At 38.2% G+C, this 22950-nt stretch carries 13 protein-coding genes; 8 read left to right on the top strand and 5 right to left on the bottom strand.

What is annotated here, in order from left to right:
• Positions 1–360 precede the first annotated feature (360 nt).
• Both gltB and ACUN8G_RS02320 read left to right on the top strand, forming a co-directional pair.
• Entirely contained in the window at positions 361–4926 is a 4566-nt protein-coding gene (gene gltB, locus ACUN8G_RS02325) for a glutamate synthase large subunit (protein ID WP_437345505.1), read from the top strand.
• Positions 4919–6343 carry a glutamate synthase subunit beta gene (locus ACUN8G_RS02320; RefSeq protein WP_437345504.1) on the top strand — a complete coding sequence of 475 codons (1425 nt, stop codon included), beginning with the start codon at positions 4919–4921 and terminating at the stop codon, positions 6341–6343. The genes gltB and ACUN8G_RS02320 overlap by 8 nt, the downstream gene beginning before the upstream one ends.
• A gap of 33 nt (positions 6344–6376) precedes the next feature.
• Here the strand turns inward: ACUN8G_RS02320 and ACUN8G_RS02315 are convergent, their stop codons facing one another.
• Entirely contained in the window at positions 6377–8764 is a 2388-nt protein-coding gene (locus tag ACUN8G_RS02315; RefSeq protein WP_437345503.1) for a peptidylprolyl isomerase, read from the bottom strand.
• Between the two features lie 114 nt (positions 8765–8878).
• Between ACUN8G_RS02315 and ACUN8G_RS02310 the strand changes: the two genes are divergently transcribed.
• The 3 genes from ACUN8G_RS02310 (at position 8879) to ACUN8G_RS02300 (ending at position 14820) form a co-directional block, all read left to right on the top strand.
• Complete coding sequence (locus ACUN8G_RS02310; protein ID WP_437345502.1) at positions 8879–13426, top strand: lamin tail domain-containing protein; 4548 nt, start codon at positions 8879–8881, stop codon at positions 13424–13426.
• Positions 13427–13480: 54 nt separating this feature from the next.
• Positions 13481–14122, top strand: a complete 642-nt coding sequence (locus ACUN8G_RS02305; RefSeq protein ID WP_437345501.1) for a phosphatase PAP2-related protein — start codon at positions 13481–13483, stop codon at positions 14120–14122.
• A gap of 62 nt (positions 14123–14184) precedes the next feature.
• Positions 14185–14820 carry a cobalamin B12-binding domain-containing protein gene (locus tag ACUN8G_RS02300; RefSeq protein ID WP_437345500.1) on the top strand — a complete coding sequence of 212 codons (636 nt, stop codon included), beginning with the start codon at positions 14185–14187 and terminating at the stop codon, positions 14818–14820.
• Here ACUN8G_RS02300 and ACUN8G_RS02295 read toward each other — a convergent pair.
• The 3 genes from ACUN8G_RS02295 to ACUN8G_RS02285 form a co-directional block, all read right to left on the bottom strand.
• A complete protein-coding gene (locus ACUN8G_RS02295; protein ID WP_437345499.1) occupies positions 14817–16010 on the bottom strand; it encodes a M24 family metallopeptidase in 1194 nt (397 codons plus the stop codon). The genes ACUN8G_RS02300 and ACUN8G_RS02295 overlap by 4 nt on opposite strands.
• A gap of 75 nt (positions 16011–16085) precedes the next feature.
• Positions 16086–17645, bottom strand: a complete 1560-nt coding sequence (locus tag ACUN8G_RS02290) for a sensor histidine kinase (protein WP_437345498.1) — start codon at positions 17643–17645, stop codon at positions 16086–16088.
• Positions 17646–17698: 53 nt separating this feature from the next.
• Positions 17699–18697, bottom strand: coding sequence for an L-threonylcarbamoyladenylate synthase (locus tag ACUN8G_RS02285; protein WP_437345497.1), 999 nt, complete (start codon positions 18695–18697; stop codon positions 17699–17701).
• 71 nt (positions 18698–18768) lie between these two features.
• Between ACUN8G_RS02285 and hisN the strand changes: the two genes are divergently transcribed.
• Together hisN and trxA are read left to right on the top strand one after the other, a co-directional pair.
• On the top strand, positions 18769–19551 hold the full coding sequence (hisN, locus tag ACUN8G_RS02280; RefSeq protein WP_437345496.1) for a histidinol-phosphatase: 783 nt from the start codon (positions 18769–18771) through the stop codon (positions 19549–19551).
• A gap of 34 nt (positions 19552–19585) precedes the next feature.
• Complete coding sequence (trxA, locus tag ACUN8G_RS02275; protein ID WP_437345495.1) at positions 19586–19921, top strand: thioredoxin; 336 nt, start codon at positions 19586–19588, stop codon at positions 19919–19921.
• 81 nt (positions 19922–20002) lie between these two features.
• Here trxA and ACUN8G_RS02270 read toward each other — a convergent pair whose 3' ends face one another.
• Positions 20003–20212 (bottom strand): 4Fe-4S binding protein, encoded by a 210-nt coding sequence (locus ACUN8G_RS02270; RefSeq protein ID WP_437345494.1) that lies wholly within the window; start codon positions 20210–20212, stop codon positions 20003–20005.
• A 253-nt stretch (positions 20213–20465) separates the two neighbouring features.
• On the opposite strand from ACUN8G_RS02270, the gene priA reads away from it, so the two are divergent.
• Positions 20466–22943 carry a primosomal protein N' gene (priA, locus tag ACUN8G_RS02265; protein ID WP_437345493.1) on the top strand — a complete coding sequence of 826 codons (2478 nt, stop codon included), beginning with the start codon at positions 20466–20468 and terminating at the stop codon, positions 22941–22943.
• Positions 22944–22950: the final 7 nt, after the last annotated feature.

Here is a 22950-nt window from a genome sequence, read left to right as displayed (position 1 = left end):
TAGGGATCGAACCAGAAATTTTTAAAAAAGGATTGAAATTCCCATTTCCATTCATTACATTTGCGTAGAATTATAAAAGCAAGCCAAAAGCTGCCGTAATCTTTAGAGAACCTACCCGGTTCTGTGTACTATAGTTTTTTTAAAGAGATTTAAAATGAAAAAGAGACTTAACAAATTAAATCAAAACGGCAGAGATAAAATCCGGTACGCAGACGAAATCATCTCGTTGTTTTTTATTACTGCTATTTGCAGCATACGCATGTTACGGCGTTAATGCCGTAGTCTACATTTTTTAATAGAAATATAACCTTTCTAAAAAAATAATTACCAATAAGTTAGAGAGACATAAAGGAGAGACAGATGGGGAATAATCATTTATATAGAGCAGACGGACGATTGAGAAAGAACGCTTTATACGATCCGAAATTCGAAAGTGACAGTTGCGGTGTTGGTTTTTTAGCGAAGTTGGATGGAATTCCGACGCATAAAGTTGTGGAAGAGGCGATTAAAATACTGGTTAATCTGGAACACCGCGGTGCTCTTGGCGGCGATAAATCAACTGGCGACGGCGCAGGTATTATGATTGACATTCCCGATCAATTTTTCCGCGATGAAACTTCTTCAATAGGAATTAAACTGCCCAACTATGAAAGTTATGCTGTCGGTATGGTCTTCTTACCAACAGATCAGGCTTTAGCTGAAAAATGCAAAAAGATTTTCGAGAAATATGTTCTCGAGGAAGGATGCGATATTCTTGGCTGGCGTGATGTGCCGGTTGAAGATGGAGTTATTGGCGAACTGGCAAAATCGACAGAGCCACGTATTGCTCAGATTTTCGTCCATCGTGGAAAGATAAGTCACTTTGCATTCGAAAGGAAACTTTACGTTATTAGAAGGCAGGTAGAAAAAGAAATTGAAGCATTACCCGAAGATACGTCTCAATTTTATGTTGCAAGTTTTTCTTCGAACAGGATTGTCTATAAAGGACTTTTGACTGCAAATCAATTGCCTCTCTTTTACCCGGATTTGTCGGACGAAAGATTTAAGTCGAAATTCGGGGTAGTTCATCAGAGATACAGTACTAATACACAACCGACCTGGAATCTGGCTCAGCCGTTTAGATTTATCGCTCATAACGGCGAAATTAATACATTGAGCGGCAACATTAATCGTATGAAAGCCAGAGAATTTACTCTCAAGTCCGAGTTGTTCGGTGACGATATTGAAAAAATAAAACCGATCATAGTTGAAAGTGGAAGTGACTCGGCAATCTTCGATAACGTTCTTGAATTGCTCGTAATGGGCGGTCGATCGATACCTCACGCAATGATGATGATGGTTCCCGAAGCCTACGGTCCAAAAATCCAGATGAGCGAGGATAAAAGAGCATTTTATGATTTTCACTCGGCTATTATGGAACCGTGGGACGGACCTGCTGCAATTGTATTTACAGATTCGAGATTCCTTGGCGGTATACTGGACAGAAATGGATTGCGGCCGGCGCGTTATTCAGTCACAAATGATGGAATGGTTGTACTGGCATCCGAAAGCGGTGTTATAGAATTTCCACCCGAAAAAATAATTAAAAGAAGCAGGCTATCTCCCGGCAAAATGCTGCTGGCAGACTTTAAGCAAAACAGAGTTGTCCCCGATAAAGAAATTAAAGCAAAAATTTCGAGACAAAAACCGTACAGAAGATGGATTAAAGACAATATAATTACTTTAAGAGGACTTTTTACACCAGCAAGCGTTCCTGAAGTTGAAAGTGAAGAATCACTTATAAGAAAGCAACACGTATTCGGCTACACCGAAGAGGAATTGAAGTTAATAATATCTCCAATGGCTTCACGCAGCCAGGAACCTGTTGGTTCAATGGGCAACGATACGCCTCTGGCTGTTTTGTCGAATAGACCGAACTTGTTATTCTATTATTTCAAACAAAGATTTGCTCAGGTTACAAATCCTGCTATCGACCCGCTGAGGGAAGAGCTTGTAATGTCGCTCGAAAGTTTCGTCGGCGGAGAAGGCAACCTCCTTGAGGAAAGTCCGGAAAATTTCAGAGGATTTAAATTTTCTCATCCCGTCCTGACCCCAGATGATTTAAAGAAAATTGAGCATGCAAATCATCCAAGCATAAAAGTAAGTTATCTCGACATCCTCTTCGATAAAGACGGAGGCGATAAAGCTCTCGAGAATGCATTGAACAAAATATTCGAAACAGCTGCAGAAAATATTAAAAATGGCACTACGGTTATTGTTTTAACCGATAAAAATGTGGATGAAAAAAGAGTCCCCATTCCCTCGCTTCTTGCTGCGTCAGGTTTACACCATTATTTGATTAAAAACGGCTTAAGAACTAAAACCAGTATTATTGTCGAATCGGGCGAAGTAAGAGAAGTGATGAATTATGCACTTTTGATTAGCTACGGAGTCGATGCCATCTGTCCATATCTCGCATTAAATACAGTCCGGTATCTTGCCGAGAACAATTTCCTTGAACAAAAACTGAAGCCCGAAGTGGCAATCGACTCGTACATTATAGCTGTTAAGAAAGGTTTGCTTAAGACAATGAGTCGTCTGGGAATATCTACACTCCACAGTTACTTTGCGGCTCAGACATTCGAGGCAATTGGCTTAAGTCAAAAATTGGTGGATAAATATTTTACAGGTACTATCAACCGTCTTGGTGGTATAGACCTTGAGGATATACAAAAAGAAGCATTAATGAGACACAGCGCAGGCTTCCCAGAAAAAGGGATGCCTGAAAATCTCCTTTCGGCCGGAGGCGAATATTCGATTCGGCTTAACGGCGAAAAACATTTCTGGAATCACGATACAATTTCAAAACTTCAGCTAGCAACGAGAACGAATGACTACGAAGTGTTCAAAGAGTTTACTAAAATTGTCAACGAAGGCGAAAACAGCCCGGTTGCAATTAGAAAAATGTTGCGATTTAAAAAGAGAAATCCTATTCCGATAGACGAAGTTGAACCTGTCGAAAGTATTATAAAAAGATTTGTTGTATCGGCAATGTCCTTCGGTTCTATCAGTAAAGAAGCACACGAAACAATTGCCATAGCGGTTAATCGTATAGGAGCCAGAAGTAATTCGGGTGAAGGTGGCGAAGATATGGCCAGGAATAAAGTCGATGCAAACGGCGATACGGCTCGTTCAAAAGTTAAACAGGTAGCTTCGGGAAGATTCGGCGTTACGCCCGAATATTTACTAAGCGCCGAAGAATTACAGATTAAAATCGCACAGGGTGCTAAACCTGGCGAAGGAGGGCAATTGCCGGGTCATAAAGTTACTCCAGAAATAGCCAGGGTTCGCCACACAACTCCTGGCGTTACTCTAATTTCTCCTCCCCCACATCACGATATCTATTCGATTGAGGACTTAGCCCAATTGATATATGATTTAAAATGTATCAATCCGGATGCAAAAGTATCTGTTAAACTTGTTTCGGAATCCGGTGTCGGAACTGTAGCTTCCGGCGTTGCCAAAGCCAAGGCAGATATTGTTCTAATTTCAGGTTACGAAGGTGGCACAGGCGCTTCACCTTTGACTTCAATTAAACATACAGGGATTCCGTGGGAAATTGGTCTGGCAGAAACCCATCAGACGCTAATTCATAATAAACTCAGGGATAAAATAATAGTTCAGGTTGACGGTCAATTAAAAACCGGTAGAGATCTCGCTATTGCAACACTGCTGGGCGCAGAAGAATACGGATTTGCAACTTCTGTGTTGATTACTATCGGTTGTGTAATGCTGAGAAAGTGCCATTTAAATACCTGCTCGGTTGGCGTAGCTACTCAGGATCCCGTTCTAAGAGCTCGATTTTCAGGTAAGCCCGAGTATATCGAGCGATTCTTTAGATTCCTTGCTCAGGATTTCAGAGAAGTCATGGCTGAACTGGGATTCAGAACCGTCGACGAAATGGTAGGACATTCAGAATTGCTCGAATTCAATCCTCCGCCAGATTTGTGGAAAGCCCAAAAATTTGACCTGAGTCCTCTATTCAATTCGATGGTTGACACAGGCGGTAAGTGCTGTATGGTGAATATGCCCAATCAAGTTGAAGTTTATGACGAAGAGTTTATTGATAAATTGAAATCGGCAATTGAAGATAAAAAACCAGTTGAATTGGAACTGCCCATTAGAAATATACACCGAACAGTTGGTGCCAGATTGAGCGGCTATGTAGTTAAAAAACATGGTGCAAAAGGATTACCTGAAGATACTATAAAAATTAATTTCAAAGGTTCTGCAGGACAGAGCTTCGGTGCGTTTTTATCTCCGGGTATAACATTCAGACTCGAAGGCGACGTAAACGATTATATAGGAAAAGGAATGGCAGGCGGAAGGATTATCGTTGTTCCACCAGAGAATGCAGGATTTGCACCTCACGATAATGTCATTTGTGGAAATGTTGCGCTCTATGGAGCAACTGGCGGGGAAGTCTTTATCAACGGTAAAGCCGGGGAACGATTTGCAATTAGAAATAGTGGCGCTACTGCTGTGGTCGAAGGTATTGGAGATCACGGTTGTGAATACATGACAGGCGGTACAGTTGTTTGCATCGGTTCGACAGGTAAAAACTTTGCAGCCGGTATGAGCGGAGGTATTGCGTTTGTTTATGACGAAACCCAGCTCTTCGATACCAAATGTAATCTCGATATGGTCGATCTGGAAAGTGTATGGGATAAAAACGATATAGTATTTCTGAGGTCATTGATTGAAAAGCATTATTATTTTACTAACAGTCCAAGGGCTAAAATGATACTGGAAAGATGGGAATCGAGTCTTCCACTTTTTGTTAAAGTAATTCCAATTGAGTATAGAAAAGTACTCGAAAGAATGAAATTGAGCGAACACGCAGACGTTGAAACGGTTGCAGCAACCGAGGAGGTCTACGATGGCTAAAGCAACAGGATTCCTGGAATACGATAGAGAAAATCCTCAGAAATTACCTCCTGAGGAGAGAATAAAAAATTTCAAAGAATTCGAAATCCTATTGCCTGATGATAAAATTACTAAACAGGCAGCACGCTGTATGGATTGCGGAATTCCATATTGTCACTCTTACGGTTGCCCGGTAAATAATCGTATTCCGGATTGGAACGACATGGTTTACAAAGGCCACTGGAAAAAAGCATTGGACTTACTCCATTCGACTATCAATTTCCCAGAATTTACAGGCAGGGTATGTCCTGCTCCTTGCGAAAAGGCATGTACATTATCGATTAATATTGAACCGGTAACCATAAAGCATATTGAGCTTGAAATAGTCGAAAAGGGCTGGAAGGAAGGCTGGATACAACCTCAACTACCGCCTTATAAAACTGGGAAAAAAGTTGCCATCATCGGGTCTGGACCGGCAGGACTTACAGCGGCTCAGCAATTGGTGCGCGCGGGTCATAATGTAATTGTATTTGAAAAGAGCGATAGAATTGGTGGACTACTGAGATACGGAATTCCCGACTTTAAGCTCGAGAAATGGGTAATTGATAGACGCATTGAGCAGATGAAAGCTGAAGGGGTTGTATTCGAAACCGAAGTAAACGTCGGGATTGATATTTCGGCTTATTATCTGAAGAGAACTTTCGATGCAATAATTATTGCTGCGGGTTCAACAGTACCACGTGACCTTAATATTCCCGGGAGAGATTTAAAAGGAATCCATTTTGCAATGGAATATTTGACATTGCAGAATAAAATTAATGCAGGTGATAATATACCTGAGGAAAAACTGATAACTGCCAAAGATAAAAATGTAGTGGTTATTGGTGGTGGCGATACTGGTTCTGATTGTGTTGGCACGGCACGTCGTCAGGGCGCAAAATCAATTACACAAGTGGAAATTCTTCCTCAACCTCCAAAAGAAAGGACGCTCTATAATGCATGGCCAACATGGCCAAGAATTCTTTATACCTCCACGTCTCACGAAGAAGGCTGTGAACGGCTCTGGTCGCTTTCGGCAAAAGAATTTTTAGGTAAAGACGGAAGAGTTAATAAAATCAAATTCAGCAAATTAAAATGGAGCGAGCCGGATAAGTATGGCAGGTCTTCTTTCGAGGAAATCCCGGGCGAAATTCTTGAACTCGATGCCGACCTTGTTTTGCTTGCTATGGGATTCCTCCACGTTGAACACGGTAAGCTGGTAAATGATTTGAATATTAAAACAGACGAACGCGGAAATCTGGTTGTAGATAAAAATTTAATGACAAGCGAAAATAAATTTTTCGCAGCAGGAGATTCTGTTTCGGGTGCCTCACTTGTCGTGCGAGCGTTTAATCAAGGTAGAAGAGTTGCTCGAGCTGTTGATAATTATTTGAAATAAATTTACAGGCTGCCTCAATCGAGGCAGCTTTTTTTATTCCCTTTCGATGACTTCAATTTCGTAAACCAAAGTTGATTCAGGCGGAATTACAAATTTTTTACCATTAACAATGTTTTTCCCGTAATATCCATAAATGCCGTATGCCAGATCTGAAGGTAAAATTATAATTCTCTTTTCTCCTTTTTTCATCTGCGGAATATATTTTTTAAGTCCTGAATTAATGTTCGTTTTCCCTGGTACGAAATCAAATTCTTCTGCACGAGTAGTATTTTCTGGAAGTCCGTGCGCATCAGAAAAAAATTTTGTTTCGTTAATAAGATGATACCCTGAATACTTTACCTTTATTTTTGACGGAGCACTGATATTATCGTTGCTTCCCTGTTGAATTATCAAATGTCCTGAACCATCCTTATATCTTTCTATCCCCTGAAATAATTTATTGATTTTTTCTTCTTCAAGTTTCTTTTTTAATTTCTTTTCCTCCTGTACTCTTTTTCGTGCCTGATCGACAAGTTCGAGAAAGGATTCTGTAGTTGGTCTGAAATTTTTGGCTTCTTCTCCAATTCTGATAATTTCGATGCGTTTGATGGTGTCTCCTTCTGTGATTTTGAAGACAACATTCAAACCTTCAACTACTTCGCCGAATAAAGTGTAATTGCCGTCGAGATATGATCTATCTGCGAGTGTTATATAAAACTGGCTGCCGTTTGTATGAGGACCGGCATTAGCCATACCAACCATACCAGCTTTGTTGTGGTGGAGTTCAGAACTAATTTCATTAGGGAATTCATAACCGGGACCTTCTGCTCCGGTAACAGGTTTGCCTGCCTGTATAACATGACCTGGTACAACGCGATGCCATATAGAACCATTAAAATATGGGACACCGTCGGGCAATTCGGAATTTTTGATTGTGCCTTCTGCCAGACCCACAAAATTAGTAACTGTTAAAGGGACTCGTTTATAGTCGAGGTTTATTAAAATTCTTCCTTTGTTGGTAATTAATTCAGCGTATAATCCGTCAGGCAAAAATGCATCCTGGCGAGAAATTAAAGAATCCATATTTGCTATTTGATAGGCGGCGAGGGCAATAATTAAAGACGAGTGCTTTTGAGCCGATGGAATTACTTCGTTATAAGTATCGAAAATTGAGTGCCATGTTCGTCCGTAAATGTGAGGTCCTTTGAGAATAAGCCACGGTGCAGGAATGTTATTCATAACAAATGAATGACTGTCTGTGCCTCCTCTACCAGCGCGTCTGAATTTCGGTATTGTGTCTATTTCAAATGGATATTCAAGTTGAAGTTGTTTTATGGGACTTAATACACCTTCTACCTGTTTTATTATCGATTCGGGCAATCCTAATGCAACCAGAGGATTTGTGCCGCCGTCGTTGTTGAACATTATAGAAATTTTATTGTGAATGGATTTATTCCTGCTAATCCATGACTGAGATCCAACAAGTCCTCTTTCCTCAGCTGCATATAATTGAATCATAATAGAACGTTTTGGCTTTGCACCTGAAGCACTCAATAATCTGATTGCTTCCATCATTCTTGCTACACCCGAGCCATTGTCGATTGCACCGGTTGCACCGTCGTAGGAATCGAGATGCGCTCCTAAGATTACATATTCGTCGGGTTTTTCTGTGCCTTTTAATATCCCAATAACGTTATGATATTTTATTGGCCCACGATAAAAATGATTTCTTATGTCGAACTGAAGTTTAACAGATTTGTTTTCTTTTATTAAATTAAATATTTCGTCATATTCTTCGGCGAGTAATTTGATGTCGGGCAGAGTAGGTAGATTTTCCCAGGAATTGACACAGCGGGATTCAAGGAGTCTCAGTGGTGAAGGCGACTTTTGTATTGTTCCTAATGCGCCGGCCTTCGTCAGAATTTTTGTTATTATCGAAATAGAATCTTTATCGCGCGCCCAGCCATTATTCACGCCGTCAATCAATATCCACTTCCCTTCGGCTATCTCTTTCAGATTTGAGTTGTTGATGATAATTGAATCGGATAAATAAATTGCATATCCTTCTTGAGCACCTCGTGTTGAAGCTGTATACGACGGTGTTCCAAACGTAAGATTTTTATTGAAGGGTTCAACCATTTTTCCGAACCATGGACCCCTGTTGAATCCTACAGATACTTCTCCAACTTCGTCAAGATAGGCTTCGAGTCCCCATTCTTTGAATTTATCCAGTGCCCACAATGCAGCGTTTGTGTATGCGTGGGAGCCTGTTATTCTGCCTCCGAATACATTGCAAAGATAATGTTGATGCTCCATAACACGATTATCTTCGATGCCCAATTTGTAGATTCTGTAAAATGTGGAGTCGGTTTGTGAAAAACTATTAAATGTGGAAATAAAGATTAAATAAAATAAAACGGTAATCCGAAGTAGTCCTTTCATATTTTTGTTCCTGTAAATAATGACTACTTGCAATATAATTATTTATCGTTTTGTTATGAAAATAAATTGAGGATTGTTTATTTTTCAGGCAGGGCATTAGCAAGTAGCAGGGCAATGAAACAATGGAAAATTTTATTCGCATTTCTTTTTCCCGTTGTTACTAATATTATGGCTCAGAATCTGATACTGAATGAAATAATGTTCAGTTCTTCAGAAAGCAACGGAGAATTCATTGAGTTGTTCAATAAATCATTTAGTGATTCAATTGATTTAACCGAATTCGGAATAAAATATCACACATCCTCGGCGGATTATTTATTGCCGTTAAAAAATGGAAGTCTACTTCCTCCACGTAGCTATGCCATCATTCTCGAAGGTGATTATGATTTTGTTAATGGCGTGTACATGAATCTGATCCCGGATACTGTTATCGTAATGACAATCGACGACAATGCCTTTGGTAGTTCGGGTATGTCAAATTCTGCGGATAGAGAGGTTTCTATTGTAGACAAAAACGGAAACGTAATTGACAGTCATATTTATACTGCAGATAATCAAGCCGGATATTCTGATGAATTGGTAAACGCCGACGAAAATCTCGAATGGAAAAATTCATTGGTGGCAGGTGGCACGCCTGGCAGAAAAAATTCTGTCTCTCCTGTGAATTACGATCTTGCCATTGTGCACTTTTCTGTAACGGATACAGTACAATTGATAAATAAAAGTATTGGTTTTTCAATAGAGATTTTCAATTATGGCATTAATGCGTCGAATGATTTTAATGTAAAAGTACTCTCATTAGTAAACGGCACGGATACAATTGAAATATTTGACAATACTTACTCAAATCTTCTTCCGGGCGATACATTAAATATTAATTTCTACCACGAGTTTTCTTTAGTGGGGATATACAAAATAATTGCATTTCTTATAAGTGACAAAGATGAAATAAATTCAAATGACAGTGCTGATATCGAAATAAAAATATTCAAACCGGAAGCAAACTATAACGATATTGTAATCAATGAGATCATGTATGCACCTGCTGACGAAGAGCCAGAATGGATAGAAATCTTTAATAGAAGCAAAGATACCCTGAATATAAAGGGATGGTATGTTGCTGATAATAAATCTTCAGCACTATTGACCGAAGCCGATCGCTATCTTTATCCTGAGTCGTATATCGTAATCACAGGGGATTCGTCTTTAACAAGATATTATAAACATGAATTCAATCTCTTGACTACAAACCTCCCAAGTTTGAATAATGGCGGCGATGATGTCATTATCAGAGACAAATATCAAAATGTTATCGATAGTGTAACTTATACTAATGAATCTGGGGGAGTTTACGGAAAATCGCTTGAAAGAATAAGCGTCGATACACCGACAAATCAGTTGACCAACTGGAGGGCAACAACGAGCAAGGCACGCGGTACACCGGGAAGGGTTAATTCGTTATCGACTAAAATGTACGATGTTGAAATCGACACTGTTATTCTGAAAAACCCTTTTCAGCTAATTAATGAAATTACAGAAATAGAAGTTCGAATTAAAAACATCGGATTGTCGACGATAGAGAAGTGTTTCGTAAAAATATTTGACGAAGAAAATGAAATGCTTGATTTCTGTACTCAAGAATTTGTACAGACCGATGAATCAAGATATTGCACTTTTGGAATTGAAGAAAGTAAAGTCGGAAGGAAAAAATATTATTGCATTGCATCAAACGACAAAGATCAATTTAACGATAATGACACTTTTTTCTTTTTCATCGACTACGTTGATAAATTAATCGGCAGGAACGACCTTGTAATTAACGAAATTATGTATGCCCCAGATCCGCCAGTACCTGAATGGATTGAGATTTATAACAATTCATCAGAAAAAATTAATCTGAAAAAAATGAAAATGATTGTAGGCAGTAAGCATTTCAACTTGTCAGAGAAGGATTATTTTATCAATTCAGGAAATTATTTTCTCGTCAGTAACGATTCATCGATAATGGAAATTTATCCAGAATTAAGAATAGTTTTAATTGACTTTTATAACTTGAAGAACACCGGCGAAATGCTTGTGCTTAACGATTCACTCGGAAGAACAATTGATTCGGTTTATTATCATTCTGAATGGGGAGGTAAAAACGGAAAATCGATTGAAAGAATAAATGTTGATAGAAACGGTGCTGATTCGTCGAATTGGTTGGAATCGCTTTCGGTAAGTGGTTCAACCCCAGGTAAAAAGAATTCTAATGCACTGAAAAACTACGATGTGATAATAGACAGTGTTTATTACTTTCCAGACAAACCTGTCATAGGAGAAAAAATCAGTTTGTCCATTTCTTTTAAAAATAGAGGAATACATCCACTCACCGGCAATCTGATAATTTATATGGTGTCGAATGGTCTAAAAGAAGAAATAAAAAATGAAACGCTGACCATAGAATCGGAAAGTATTGCGAGCTACGATTCCTTATTTCGAATTTCGAGTCCAGTAAATCTGGAAATATTATTCAAGTCGGAAAATGACGAGGATACAACGAACAATAAACGATGCATGGAAATAATTCCAGGATATTTACCGGCTTCTCTACTGGTCAACGAAATTATGTTTTATCCTCGCGATGAAATGCCCGAGTGGATTGAATTATATAATAATTCAGAAGGTCCAATTTATCTAAATGAATTTACTATAAGTGACAGGTTAACTAATGCTACAGTAACTAAAATAGACAGTTCATTAATTAAGGCGCACGACTATCTGGTAATTGCTTCCGACTCTACCTTCTTCAATTATTATGATTCCGATATTCAAGTTGTAATTGCAAACTTGCCAGTACTGAATAACGATAGCGACGCCGTTGTAATTAAAGATAAAAGAGATGTCACCATTGATTCAGTCTACTATCGTCCATATAGCAGCAAAAAAGCGGGCGTTTCGTATGAACGAATGTCGATCTATTTATCTGGCAATGATACGCTTAATTGGGAGTACTCGCAGGATTCAACTGGTTCTACGCCAGGTCGAAAAAACAGCATCATTTTACACAGGTACGACCTGGCTGTTACCGATATAAGCTTCGCAGCTGACAATATATTGTCTGATGATATTGTGGGGATTTGTTGCGATATAATTAATCAAGGAACTGAGAGTGCTAACAATTTTATTATTGAAATATTTACTCTGAAGAACGGGGTGCAACATTTGCTTGAAAGGCTCGTTTATAATTTATTGCCGCCTTTTGATACTGTGACGGTTTGTACAAATGAAAAATATCCCGCCAAAGAAAATTCTGAGTTGCTTGTAAAAATAATTTATTTACACGACGAAGACACTACTGATAATGAACTAAGTGCGAAATTAAAATTGGGATATAAAAAAGGCACAATTGTAGTTAACGAAATTATGTATAATCCGAGTGAGAACGAACCTGAATGGATCGAGATATTCAACACAACTGAAGATGAAATTAATTTAAGAGGGTGGAGTTTATCGGATGTAATTTCCGAACCAGCCAAAAAGATTATAATTAATGAAGATCAATACATTGCGCCTTTTCAATATAAAGTTGTCAGAGCAGCCGGTAAAAATGAATACTCCAGAGATGCAATTCTTCTGTCGGAATTTCCGTTGTTAAATAATTCTGAAGACGGTATTGTTATTTGTGATTCATACAACAATCAAATAGACAGTCTTTTTTATAAGTCTGGATGGGGCTATAAAAAGGGTGTTTCGCTCGAAAAGATAGCACCGAATTTAAATGCTTGCGATTCTGTTAACTGGACATTATCACTTTCGCCATTGGGTTCTACGCCTTCTAGTGAAAATTCAGTATCTAATTTGCCACATATAAGTGACCAACAAATTGTGATCAACGAAATAATGTACGAGCCGGATGAAATTAATTCCGAGTTCATTGAACTTTATAATAACTCAGATGATACACTTCAGGTTGGTGGTTTATCAATCGGAGGGCATAATAATCTTCGCATCGTTAATGAACTTACGTTAATTTCACCACACCAATATTTTCTGATAGGGAATGATTCTGCTTTAACTGATTACTATAATACTGATGCAAAACTTTTCGTCGATAAATCTTTCAGTTTGCCAAACAGCGGCGCTGAAATCAAAATTGTCGATTTCTATGGTAATTCTATCGACTCTCTGTTTTACAGTCCTGGATGGCATAATCCTTTGATAAATAGCACAAAAAATAAATCGATTGAACGAATTAATCCTTCCATTTCTTCGAACGATGCTAAAAATTGGAGCACTTCGGTGGATGTCAGTGGAGCAACCCCCGGTAGTAGAAATTCAATTTATACATCAGGAGTCACAACCGAAGAAGCAATAACAATTTATCCAAATCCATTCTCGCCGGATAACGACGGATTTGAAGATTTTACTACTATTACGATCAAACAGAAAAATAATATTGGATTGGTAAGAATTCGCATTTTTGATAGTAAAGGCAGACCTGTTAAAACTCTCGAGGAAAGCCGTCCCGTCGGTGCTGAAACAATAATAGTTTATGACGGTTTCGATGATAATTTAAAACCACTGCGAGCTGGAATATATATCTTATTAATCGAGATAATAGACGAGGGTGGACATAAGACTGTTTTCAAGAAACCGCTCGTATCGGCGAGAAAATTGTAATCGGTATATGGGAAATTTTTCTTATTTTTGCCTCTGCATATTTGAGAGGTAATATTGTCGATATCGAGAGAATTAAAAAACATCTGGCAACCCAAGCTACTCGACAAAAGCTTTAGAAACAGGTTTTTTCTTTCGATGGCAATATTGATTACTGTTCTTTTAAGTTTGGCAAAATTTCTCGTTTATAACGAAATGAGACGCGGAGCTGAAATTTACGATCCGATATTGACATTATTTACACCGATAAACGTTACCTGGATTACATTCATCCTGCTCTACATTTCAGTGCTTGTGATGCTTATCTGGCTGAGTTTTCATCCAGAAATTTTTTTACTTGCAATTCAATCCTACAGTTTTGTGGCACTTTTCCGCCTCATTTCCATTTATCTGCTGCCACTGGAAGCAATTCATACGATTATTCCCTTGAAGGATCCATTCGTCGCATTCTTCGGTGATGGGAGGACATTCTTAAAAGATCTTTTTTTCTCGGGACATACAGCTACGATGTTCCTCTTTTTCCTGGTTACCACAGATAAAAAATTAAAGAGAATCTTTTTTGTGGTTACTATTCTTGTAGCAGTTTGTGTATTAATTCAGCACGTGCATTATACAGTGGACGTCTTTTCGGCACCTTTTTTTGCTTACACTTCTTATAGACTTGCATTTCTAATTAATAGCCGCGATAAAAATTGTTAATCACATTTTGAATTTTTTTAGCATCGACGTCGTTTAATGGTTATTCTAACAATGATGGTGCTATGATTACTGAAGGTATTTATTTTCATTATTTAAACTCCTTACTCGAGGGCGATAAAGACACTTGCAAAAGCATAGTTGAAGAGTTGCTTGCAGAAGGTGAAAGTATTAAAGAAATTTATCTTGGATTGTTTCAAAGATCGATGTATCGAATTGGTCAGATGTGGGAAAGAGAGAGATGTTCAATAGCTGACGAGCATATTGCTACGAAAATTACAGAAGCTCTGATCGATTGGTCGATTGAAGTGTCGAAATGTAAAAACAAGAAAGACAAGAGCGTTATTATCGCGTGTATCGATAAAGAATACCATGAACTCGGAGCTAAAATGGTTGCAGGGTATTTCGAAATAAATGGATGGAAATCGACATTCCTGGGTTCGTCAACACCACTGAACGAAATTATCGGTCTAATTGAAACCAAAAAGCCAGACGTTGTCGGTATTTCGGTCAATTTTTACATGAATATACCGAGGCTGATAAAATTAATTTCAATGATTAAGGCCGATTTCCCCGAGCAGGAAATCATTGTTGGTGGGCAGGCACTTGCCGGCAAAGATATTAAGAATTTAACTGGATATAGTGATATCAAATATATTTCCTGTCTTAATAAATTAGACGAGTACCTTGCAGCTTATTAGCTTCTTATTATCAACAATTCTTTCTGGCGTTCGGACAAAAATTCACATCCTTCAGAATTTACTAATACCATCTCTTCCACAGTGGCAATGCCAAATTTATCTACGGTTAATCTCGGCTCGATGGTGAATACATTACCCTCTTCAACTTTTAGCATTGGCAAGTTTCCGTATCTTTCCCATTTTGGTCCAAGTAAAGCACCGCCGTCGTGAACTGCTCTGCCTACTTGATGTCCAAGTCCATGCGGGAATTCGTCGTATCCGTTGATCTGGATATAATTTCTTGCAATCTGGTCTATTTCCCAGCCTTCTTTCCCTGGTTTTAATTCTTTAGCTGCTTTTGTTATTGACTCAACAATTACATTAAATCCTTTGACTACTTCGTCTGGTGGAGCATCTTCACCAGGTCTGAGAACATACCACGTACGCTGAAGGTCGGAACAGAATCCGTCAATTTTAATTCCGAAGTCCATGTTGATAATATGCCCGGGCTCAATAACTCTTTCGGTTGGACCGGAGTGAGCGCCAGCTGTATCGGGACCTGTAAATACAGAAGGGCAATATTCGCTGTCCCATGCTAAATCGAAGCCTCTTTCTTTAACAAGCTGCTGTACGAATTTTGCTACTTGCTTTTCGGTAATTCCGGGTTTAAGAAATTTCGTTACTTCGTCGAATATTTTAAGAGTTTCGGAGATTGCTTGCTTAATCAATTTTATTTCCGACGGCGACTTCCTGCCGCGTAAGGCTGCAACAATATCTTCCGAAGAAACGAATTTATCTGGATAGTCCGTCCCTTTGAATTGTTCCAATAAATCAAGATACAATCCGTGTGTCAATCCGTCAGCGAGACTCGAATTAACAGAATAATTTAAGGCTATCTTGTTCGGTTTTATCGATTCTATTACTTCGAGGAACTTTTCTTTAATGGTTTTTAAATAGGGATGAATATTTTTATACGTACCGACGCTCTTCATATTTTCCAATTCAAGAGAACCAATAATAGCATGGGTGTCGCCGTTTTTTGTAATGATAAATGCCGACTGCCAGGTGGCATTTGTACCGACCATCATATCGAGCATTGGATCTTTCATGTTGCCGGTCTCTCTTACGTAAGTCATCCACATATCGATATTTTTTTCATTTAAAATTTTTGCCGCCTGATCAATCTTTTCTAAAATTAGTTCTTTCTGCATTTGTTTCTCTCTTTGTAAATAGTTCGATATAAATTTATGAATTGAGTTATTGTCGGCAAAATTTATTCTGCATAATTAAACTTGCTTGGTTGCGGGTAATGTGAAAGTAAATGTAGTCCCTTCGCCCACGCGGCTTTCGACGGATATCTTACCTCCGTTTTTTTCGATCATCTCTTTGCATATAACTAAACCGAGCCCGCTCCCTTTTTCTTCGTTTGTACCGTATGTGGTGTGTTGAATATCAACACGGAACAATTTTGGAAGGTCTTCTTCTTTGATGCCAACGCCTGTATCGATTACGGAAACTTTATAGAAGCTATCTTCTTTTTCAGCTTTTAGTGTAATTTTTCCGCCAGGGCGAGTGAATTTAATTGCGTTTGATATAAGATTCTGAAGCACCGACGATATCATATCCTCGTCGGCAAATACAATTGCATCGTTCGGAATTTCGTTGATGATGAAGAGATCTTTATTCTCGGCATTATTTGATAAAAGTGTTATTACCCGTTCGGCTCTTTCCCGTAGCTTAAAATCATGTGGTTCGAATTGGATTTTGCCGGTTTGAATACGTGACCATTGTAAAAGATTTTCAAGAAGAGCAAAAACGTTTCGAGCCGCTTCGTTTATTTTGTCGGCAAACATAACAATCTCGTCACGCGTTAAGTCATTAATGTCGTCTCGTAGAAATTCCGAGAAACTGAGCAGCGCACTAAATGGGCTTCGAAGATCGTGAGCAATAATTGAAAAGAATTTATCTTTTGTGGTAATCTGATTTCTTAATTCTTCTTCTGATTTTTTTAATTGTTTATTAACGGCTTCAAGTTGTAATACCATATCTTTTAGTTTGGCTTCCTGCTCCTTAGATGCTGTAATATCGCGAAGTATTCCACGATAACCAATAATTTTTCCCTCTTTGTCTTTGACCGCAGTTGATGTCTCCAGAACTGTTGCAATTCTACCATCAAGTTTTCTAATTCGTAGTTTGAAATCTTTTACAAATCCGTACTTTTCCAATTTTTTCTGGAATACATATCTTTCATTAGGGTCAATGTAGATATCTTTAAGAATATCAATTTTATGGAGCATATCGTATGAATTAATTCCGAAAAATTCAAAGCCTGCGGGATTTAAGTCTACGAATTTGCCGTCGATTGTGCTTTCGTAAACTACATCTTGAAGTTCCAGGAAGAGTTCCCTGAATTTACTTTCAGCGTCTCTTAGTTTCTCCTCAGTCTCAATTAATTGAGTCAAATCACGTGCAATACCAACATAAGCTACAGGATTACCATTTTCGTCCTTGACGATTGAGGTACTCAATTCAATCGTAAACTCAGAGCCATCTTTTCGTTTATTGACAATTCTTCCGCGCCAGCCTCCCTGAAGTGTGTAGGGATGAATTGCATTAATCAGTTCCGGGTCATTTTTATTCGAACGAAGGAAATCTGTCCTCTTCCCTATAACTTCTTCCGGCTCGTACCCGTAAATCCTTGTAAAAGCTTTGTTCACAAAAACTAAACGATCTTCTAAATCAGTAATTGTGATTGACTCCTGAACTGAATTGATTGTATGCAGCATTAAATCTGCGTCGCTGATGTAATTAAGAATGGACACTTCCGATGACTTTTTTTTATGCATTAGGATAGCCAAATGTCTGATAAAATATAATAAATTAAGTTGTAAAAATAAATCTATGATTTATAACGTTTAGCTGCTCGTTTTAGTCTATCCATAATTGCCAGTCCCAGTCCTTCGGGTTCGACTGCCTCTGCCAGTATAAGATCAACTCTTTCTATTTCGAAGTCATGGAGAAATTTAAAAAAATTTGCTGCAGCTTCTGCCATATTGCCAGAGGCACTCAATATTTTTTTAGAGTAATTTGATAACATTAATTTAGTTGCAATTTCATCGTCTTTAAACAGAAGCAAACCGACTTTTTTATTTTTAAGCGAATCAAGAAAAACTTTATCGGATAAAAGAGATTTGTTTATTATGAAAAGCGGTATTTCGGGTGAGTAATGAAAAGGCAATTGACCTGGCGATTCCGGTGCCGAATCGTTCTTATCGTTGATGGTAAGATGTCCTGTAATTTCTTCAATATCATCTACTGGTATTCCACCGGGTCTGAGAAGTAAGAATGCTCCGTTTTTGTAACCAATAATAGTTGATTCAAGACCGATGGCACATTTCCCTCCGTCGAGTATGAACAGGTCATCTCCGAGTGATTTTTTAACGTGTTCGGCGTCGGTGGGACTTAAATGCCCGAACCTGTTGGCACTTGGAGCTGCTATTGGGCGCTGGCTCAGTCGTATCAGTTTCAGCGCTATTTCATTATTAGGCATTCTGATTGCAACTGTATCGTTTCCTGAAGTGACTATATCAGGCACCGATTTTTTTTTAGGCAGAACAAGCGTTAGTGGTCCAGGCCAGAATTTATCAATTAATTTGTCGATAATCGGTTCGTCATAGTAAACGTAATTTTTTAACGAGGTTTTATCTGCTATATGGAGTATGAGAGGATTAAATGACGGTCTGTTTTTCTTTTCGAAAATTTTCGCAACAGCTATTGGATTTAGTCCATCGGCTCCAAGTCCATAAACTGTTTCTGTAGGGAAAGCGACCAGTTCACCATTTTTAATCAGTTCCGCCGCTTTATGTAATGATTTATCGTTGTATTTGTAGATGGGCATAAATTCATTAAATTTTAACTCGTAAAATAACAAGTTTATAACTTTCTTGATACAAAAAAACAGGATATAAAATGGAAGGATTTTCTTTTCTAAAAAAATTTGTGAAACTTTTAGCCGACGAAACCGCTACTATTATCAAACAGTATTACAAAACGGATATTAAAATTGAGTCTAAAGAAGATGAAACGCCCGTAACAATTGCAGACAAAAAGTGTGAAGAAAAAATGCGACAACTTATTATGAAAGAATTTCCTGATCATGGCATCCTTGGTGAAGAATTCGGTGAATTTAATTCTAATGCTGAATATATATGGATATTAGATCCAATTGACGGCACTAAAAGTTTTATTTGCGGAGTTCCGCTTTTCGGTACATTGATAGCTCTATTGAAAAATGGGGAACCAATTTTGGGTGCTATCAATCATCCAATCCTGAACGAATTAATTATTGGTGATAATCTCAGCGCTGAATGCAACGGTAAAACTATAAAAATGAAATTGAACGATACGATATCCGAAGCAATTTTATTGACCACCGACCACAATAATGTTGCTAAATATAGGAACGCAGCAGGATTTGAAAAATTAACCAGGATGGTTAAGCTATACCGTACGTGGGGTGATTGTTACGGTTATTCTCTGCTGGCCCAGGGCTATGCGGATATTATGATTGATCCGATGATGAGTAAATGGGATCTTGCGGCGTTAATTCCTGTAATAAAGGGTGCCGGCGGAAAAATATCCGACTTCTATGGAAATGACCCGATGAAAGGGAATAGCATTGTAGCATCTAATCCATTACTTCACCAAAAAATTATCGAAATTCTGAATCCTTCGAGTGATTCAAACATCTAATTTTTCGAACTAAATAAAAAATGGAGTTATATCTATGAAAAATATTGTTGAAGGCACAGACTTCAATTTTCATACAGAAGTATTGCAATCGGATTTGCCCGTGCTGGTTGATTTCTGGGCGCCGTGGTGTGGACCTTGCAGAATGGTTGCGCCAGTAGTGGAGGAAATAGCAAATGAGTTGAACGGTAAGTTGAAGGTTGTTAAAGTAAATACCGACGAAAATTATGGTGTGGCTTCTCAATACGGAATTATGAGTATTCCAACACTCGGAATTTTCAAAAATGGAAAAATGGTCGATGCTGTTATAGGTGCCGTCCCTAAATACCATTTGATGTCAAAAATCCAACCTTATCTCGAAACAGCTAACTAATCCACATAATTACACGTTTATAAATAAAAAACCCGATTGAAAAATCGGGTTTTTTGTTTAGGAGGTAGTATTTGATATCTATTAACCTTCAACAATAGCGTCTACTGCGCAAACTTCAACGCATGATTTACAATTGTTGCACAATTCCGGAGCAATAAATGTATGATCTTCGGAAAGGGGAGCTTTAGTCTCTCCGTTTACTGTATATTCTTCGCCTGCATTGTAAATCGCATTGTTTTCACATTCATCAATACAGGCTGCACAACTGATGCATTCGTCTGTAATTACCATGATAATTTCTCCTTTATTGAAAAATAAACACTAAGTATTATCAAAAATCTTGCCATTAGTTTTTTAATCCTGCAATTCATTTTATTGCCTGATTTTATTACTATTGATAAAAATTATCAGATCGTACATAAATATTGAGAAAATGATTTTTATCCGATGCCGACATTCAACAAGTGGCTTTTTATCTGCAGTGGTTTATCCTTTTTAATCCGTCTTTTTTTTATTTTGTATTATCATAATAAACTTTGGTTCTATGTACGTACAAATAGTTTTTCCTTTGCCTTTTAGAAATAGTTTTACTTATTCAGTCCCTGCAAATTTGAAAAAAGATATAGAAGTCGGGGTGAGGGTCGTTGTGCCTTTTGGCAGACGAGTACTAACCGGTTTTGTAATTGGATTGAACGATTCACTCGATGAAAATTCTGCGGGAATAACCGACAGCTCGAAGATAAAAGTCGTTAAAGATATACTCGACAGTCAGCCAATTTTCGATTCCCGGATGCTCGAATTTTATGCCTGGATGTCGGATTACTATCTTTGCTCGCTCGGCGAAGCTTTAAAAACAATTGTGCCTTATGGCACTGATGTGGAATCGAAACGAAAGATAGTGTCCGACGTGGAAATTTGCAGCTCTCTACTATCCGAAGAAAAAAATAAGAACTCTCTTCGCGCAAAAATTCTTGCAGTTCTCTCAGAAAAGGAATTGATTAATATTTCTTATCTTCAAAAAATCATAAAGAATAAAAACGTCTATTCGGTTTTGAGAGAACTCGAAAACAGAGGAGCAATTACAATCTTAAATGAAATTGAGGACGCAAAAGTTAGAGTAAAGAAAGTGAGGTATGTAAAACTTGCTCTACCGAGAGATACTATCTACGATTTAATGCCAGAAATCGAAAGAACAGCGCCAAAGCAAATGGTAATTCTTCTCGAACTTCTTTCTTCTCTAAAAGATAAACCTGCTGCAGAAATTCTCAAAAAAACAGGCTCTTCTTCATCAGCATTGAATAGTCTTGCCTCCAAAGGAATTGTAGAAATCTATGAAAAGGAAGTTGAGAGAACATTTAAAGAAAATTATGCCGAAGAGATGAAACAAATAGTATTGAGCGCTGATCAGCAGAAGGCAGTAGAGACGATTAAGAATTCTAAGGGTAAATTCGAAGTCTTTTTACTTCACGGAGTTACTGGCAGCGGCAAAACTCAGGTTTATATTGAAGCGGCGGAGGATGTGGTGAAAAGCGGTAAAAATGTAATTATTCTTGTACCGGAAATCTCCTTGACGCCACAAATAACCACACGTTTCTACAATAAATTCAAAGACAAAATTGCTGTTTTTCACAGCAGAATGTCGCTTGGCGAAAGATATGACACATGGCGGGGAATTCTATCGGGGAAATATAATATAATTATCGGCCCACGGTCGGCTCTCTTTGTTCCATTAAAAAATATCGGTTTAATTGTAGTCGACGAAGAACACGACCAGAGTTACAAACAATCAGACATGATTCCTAAATATAATGCACGGGACGCTGCGGTTATGTATGGTAAATTTATCGATTCTCCGGTAGTGCTCGGCTCGGCTACCCCTTCAGTCGAAAGTATGTACAATGCTCAAACCGGCAAATATCGATTAATTGAACTACCCGAAAGAATTGACAATGCAAAATTGCCCGATATTAAGTTAGTAGACGTAACTATTGAAAGGAAAAAGAAAAAACTGGAAGGAATATTTTCAGAAATATTGCTGGATGAGATTGGAAGGCGACTTGAAAAGAAGGAAAATGTAATAATCCTTCAAAACCGAAGGGGATTTGCCACTCAGGTTTATTGCGACGATTGCGGAAATGTTATTACATGTACCGATTGTTCGGTTTCGATGGTACACCATATTAGCAAGAATATTTTGCAGTGTCATTATTGTGGCAATTCAATGCCCGTGCCTAAATCTTGCCCGGTTTGTGGTTCAGTGGCGTTGAAATTTTTTGGTACCGGCACACAGCGTGTTGAAGACGAGCTGGCTTTTTATTTTCCGAATGCAAAAATCGAAAGGGTCGACTCCGATTCGATTTCGAAAAAAGGAGCCCTCTCCGAAATTTTGAATGATTTCCGCAATGGCAGAATCGATATTCTGGTGGGAACCCAAATGGTTTCTAAGGGACTCGACTTTTCAAATGTTACACTTGTTGGAGTTGTATCGGCTGAAACGTCTTTATGGATACCCGATTTTCGTGCGGACGAAAGGACATTTCAACTTTTGACACAGGTTTCAGGCAGAGCCGGTAGAAGCGATAAAAAAGGCGAAGTTATAATTCAAACACAAAATTCGAAAAATTTTATTTTCCAGAAGGTAATCGAAAATGATTATTTCGGATTTTATAATGAAGAACTTAAACTTCGGCGCAAAGGCGAATATCCTCCGTTTACAAGAATAGCCCTTGTTGAGATTAAGGATGAAAACGAAAAGAAAGCGCATGCGGCGGCAAACGACTTTCATAAATATCTGATGAGATACAAAAATATTATCGAGATTTCTCCGCCGAACGAAGCGATTATTTTTAAGATAAAGGGTTTTTACCGGTATCAGATATTGGTCAGAAGTTTTAGAAGTCAGGATCCGGCTGGCAAGAAAATTAGAACTGCTTTATTCGATTCGCTTACAGAATTTAACCGCTTATCCCACCATAAAAATGTTATTTTATCTATAGATATCGATCCACAGAGTATATTGTAAAAAAGTG

Source organism: Melioribacter sulfuriphilus, from assembly GCF_052656625.1.
This window is presented reverse-complemented; position numbering and strand designations above follow the sequence as displayed.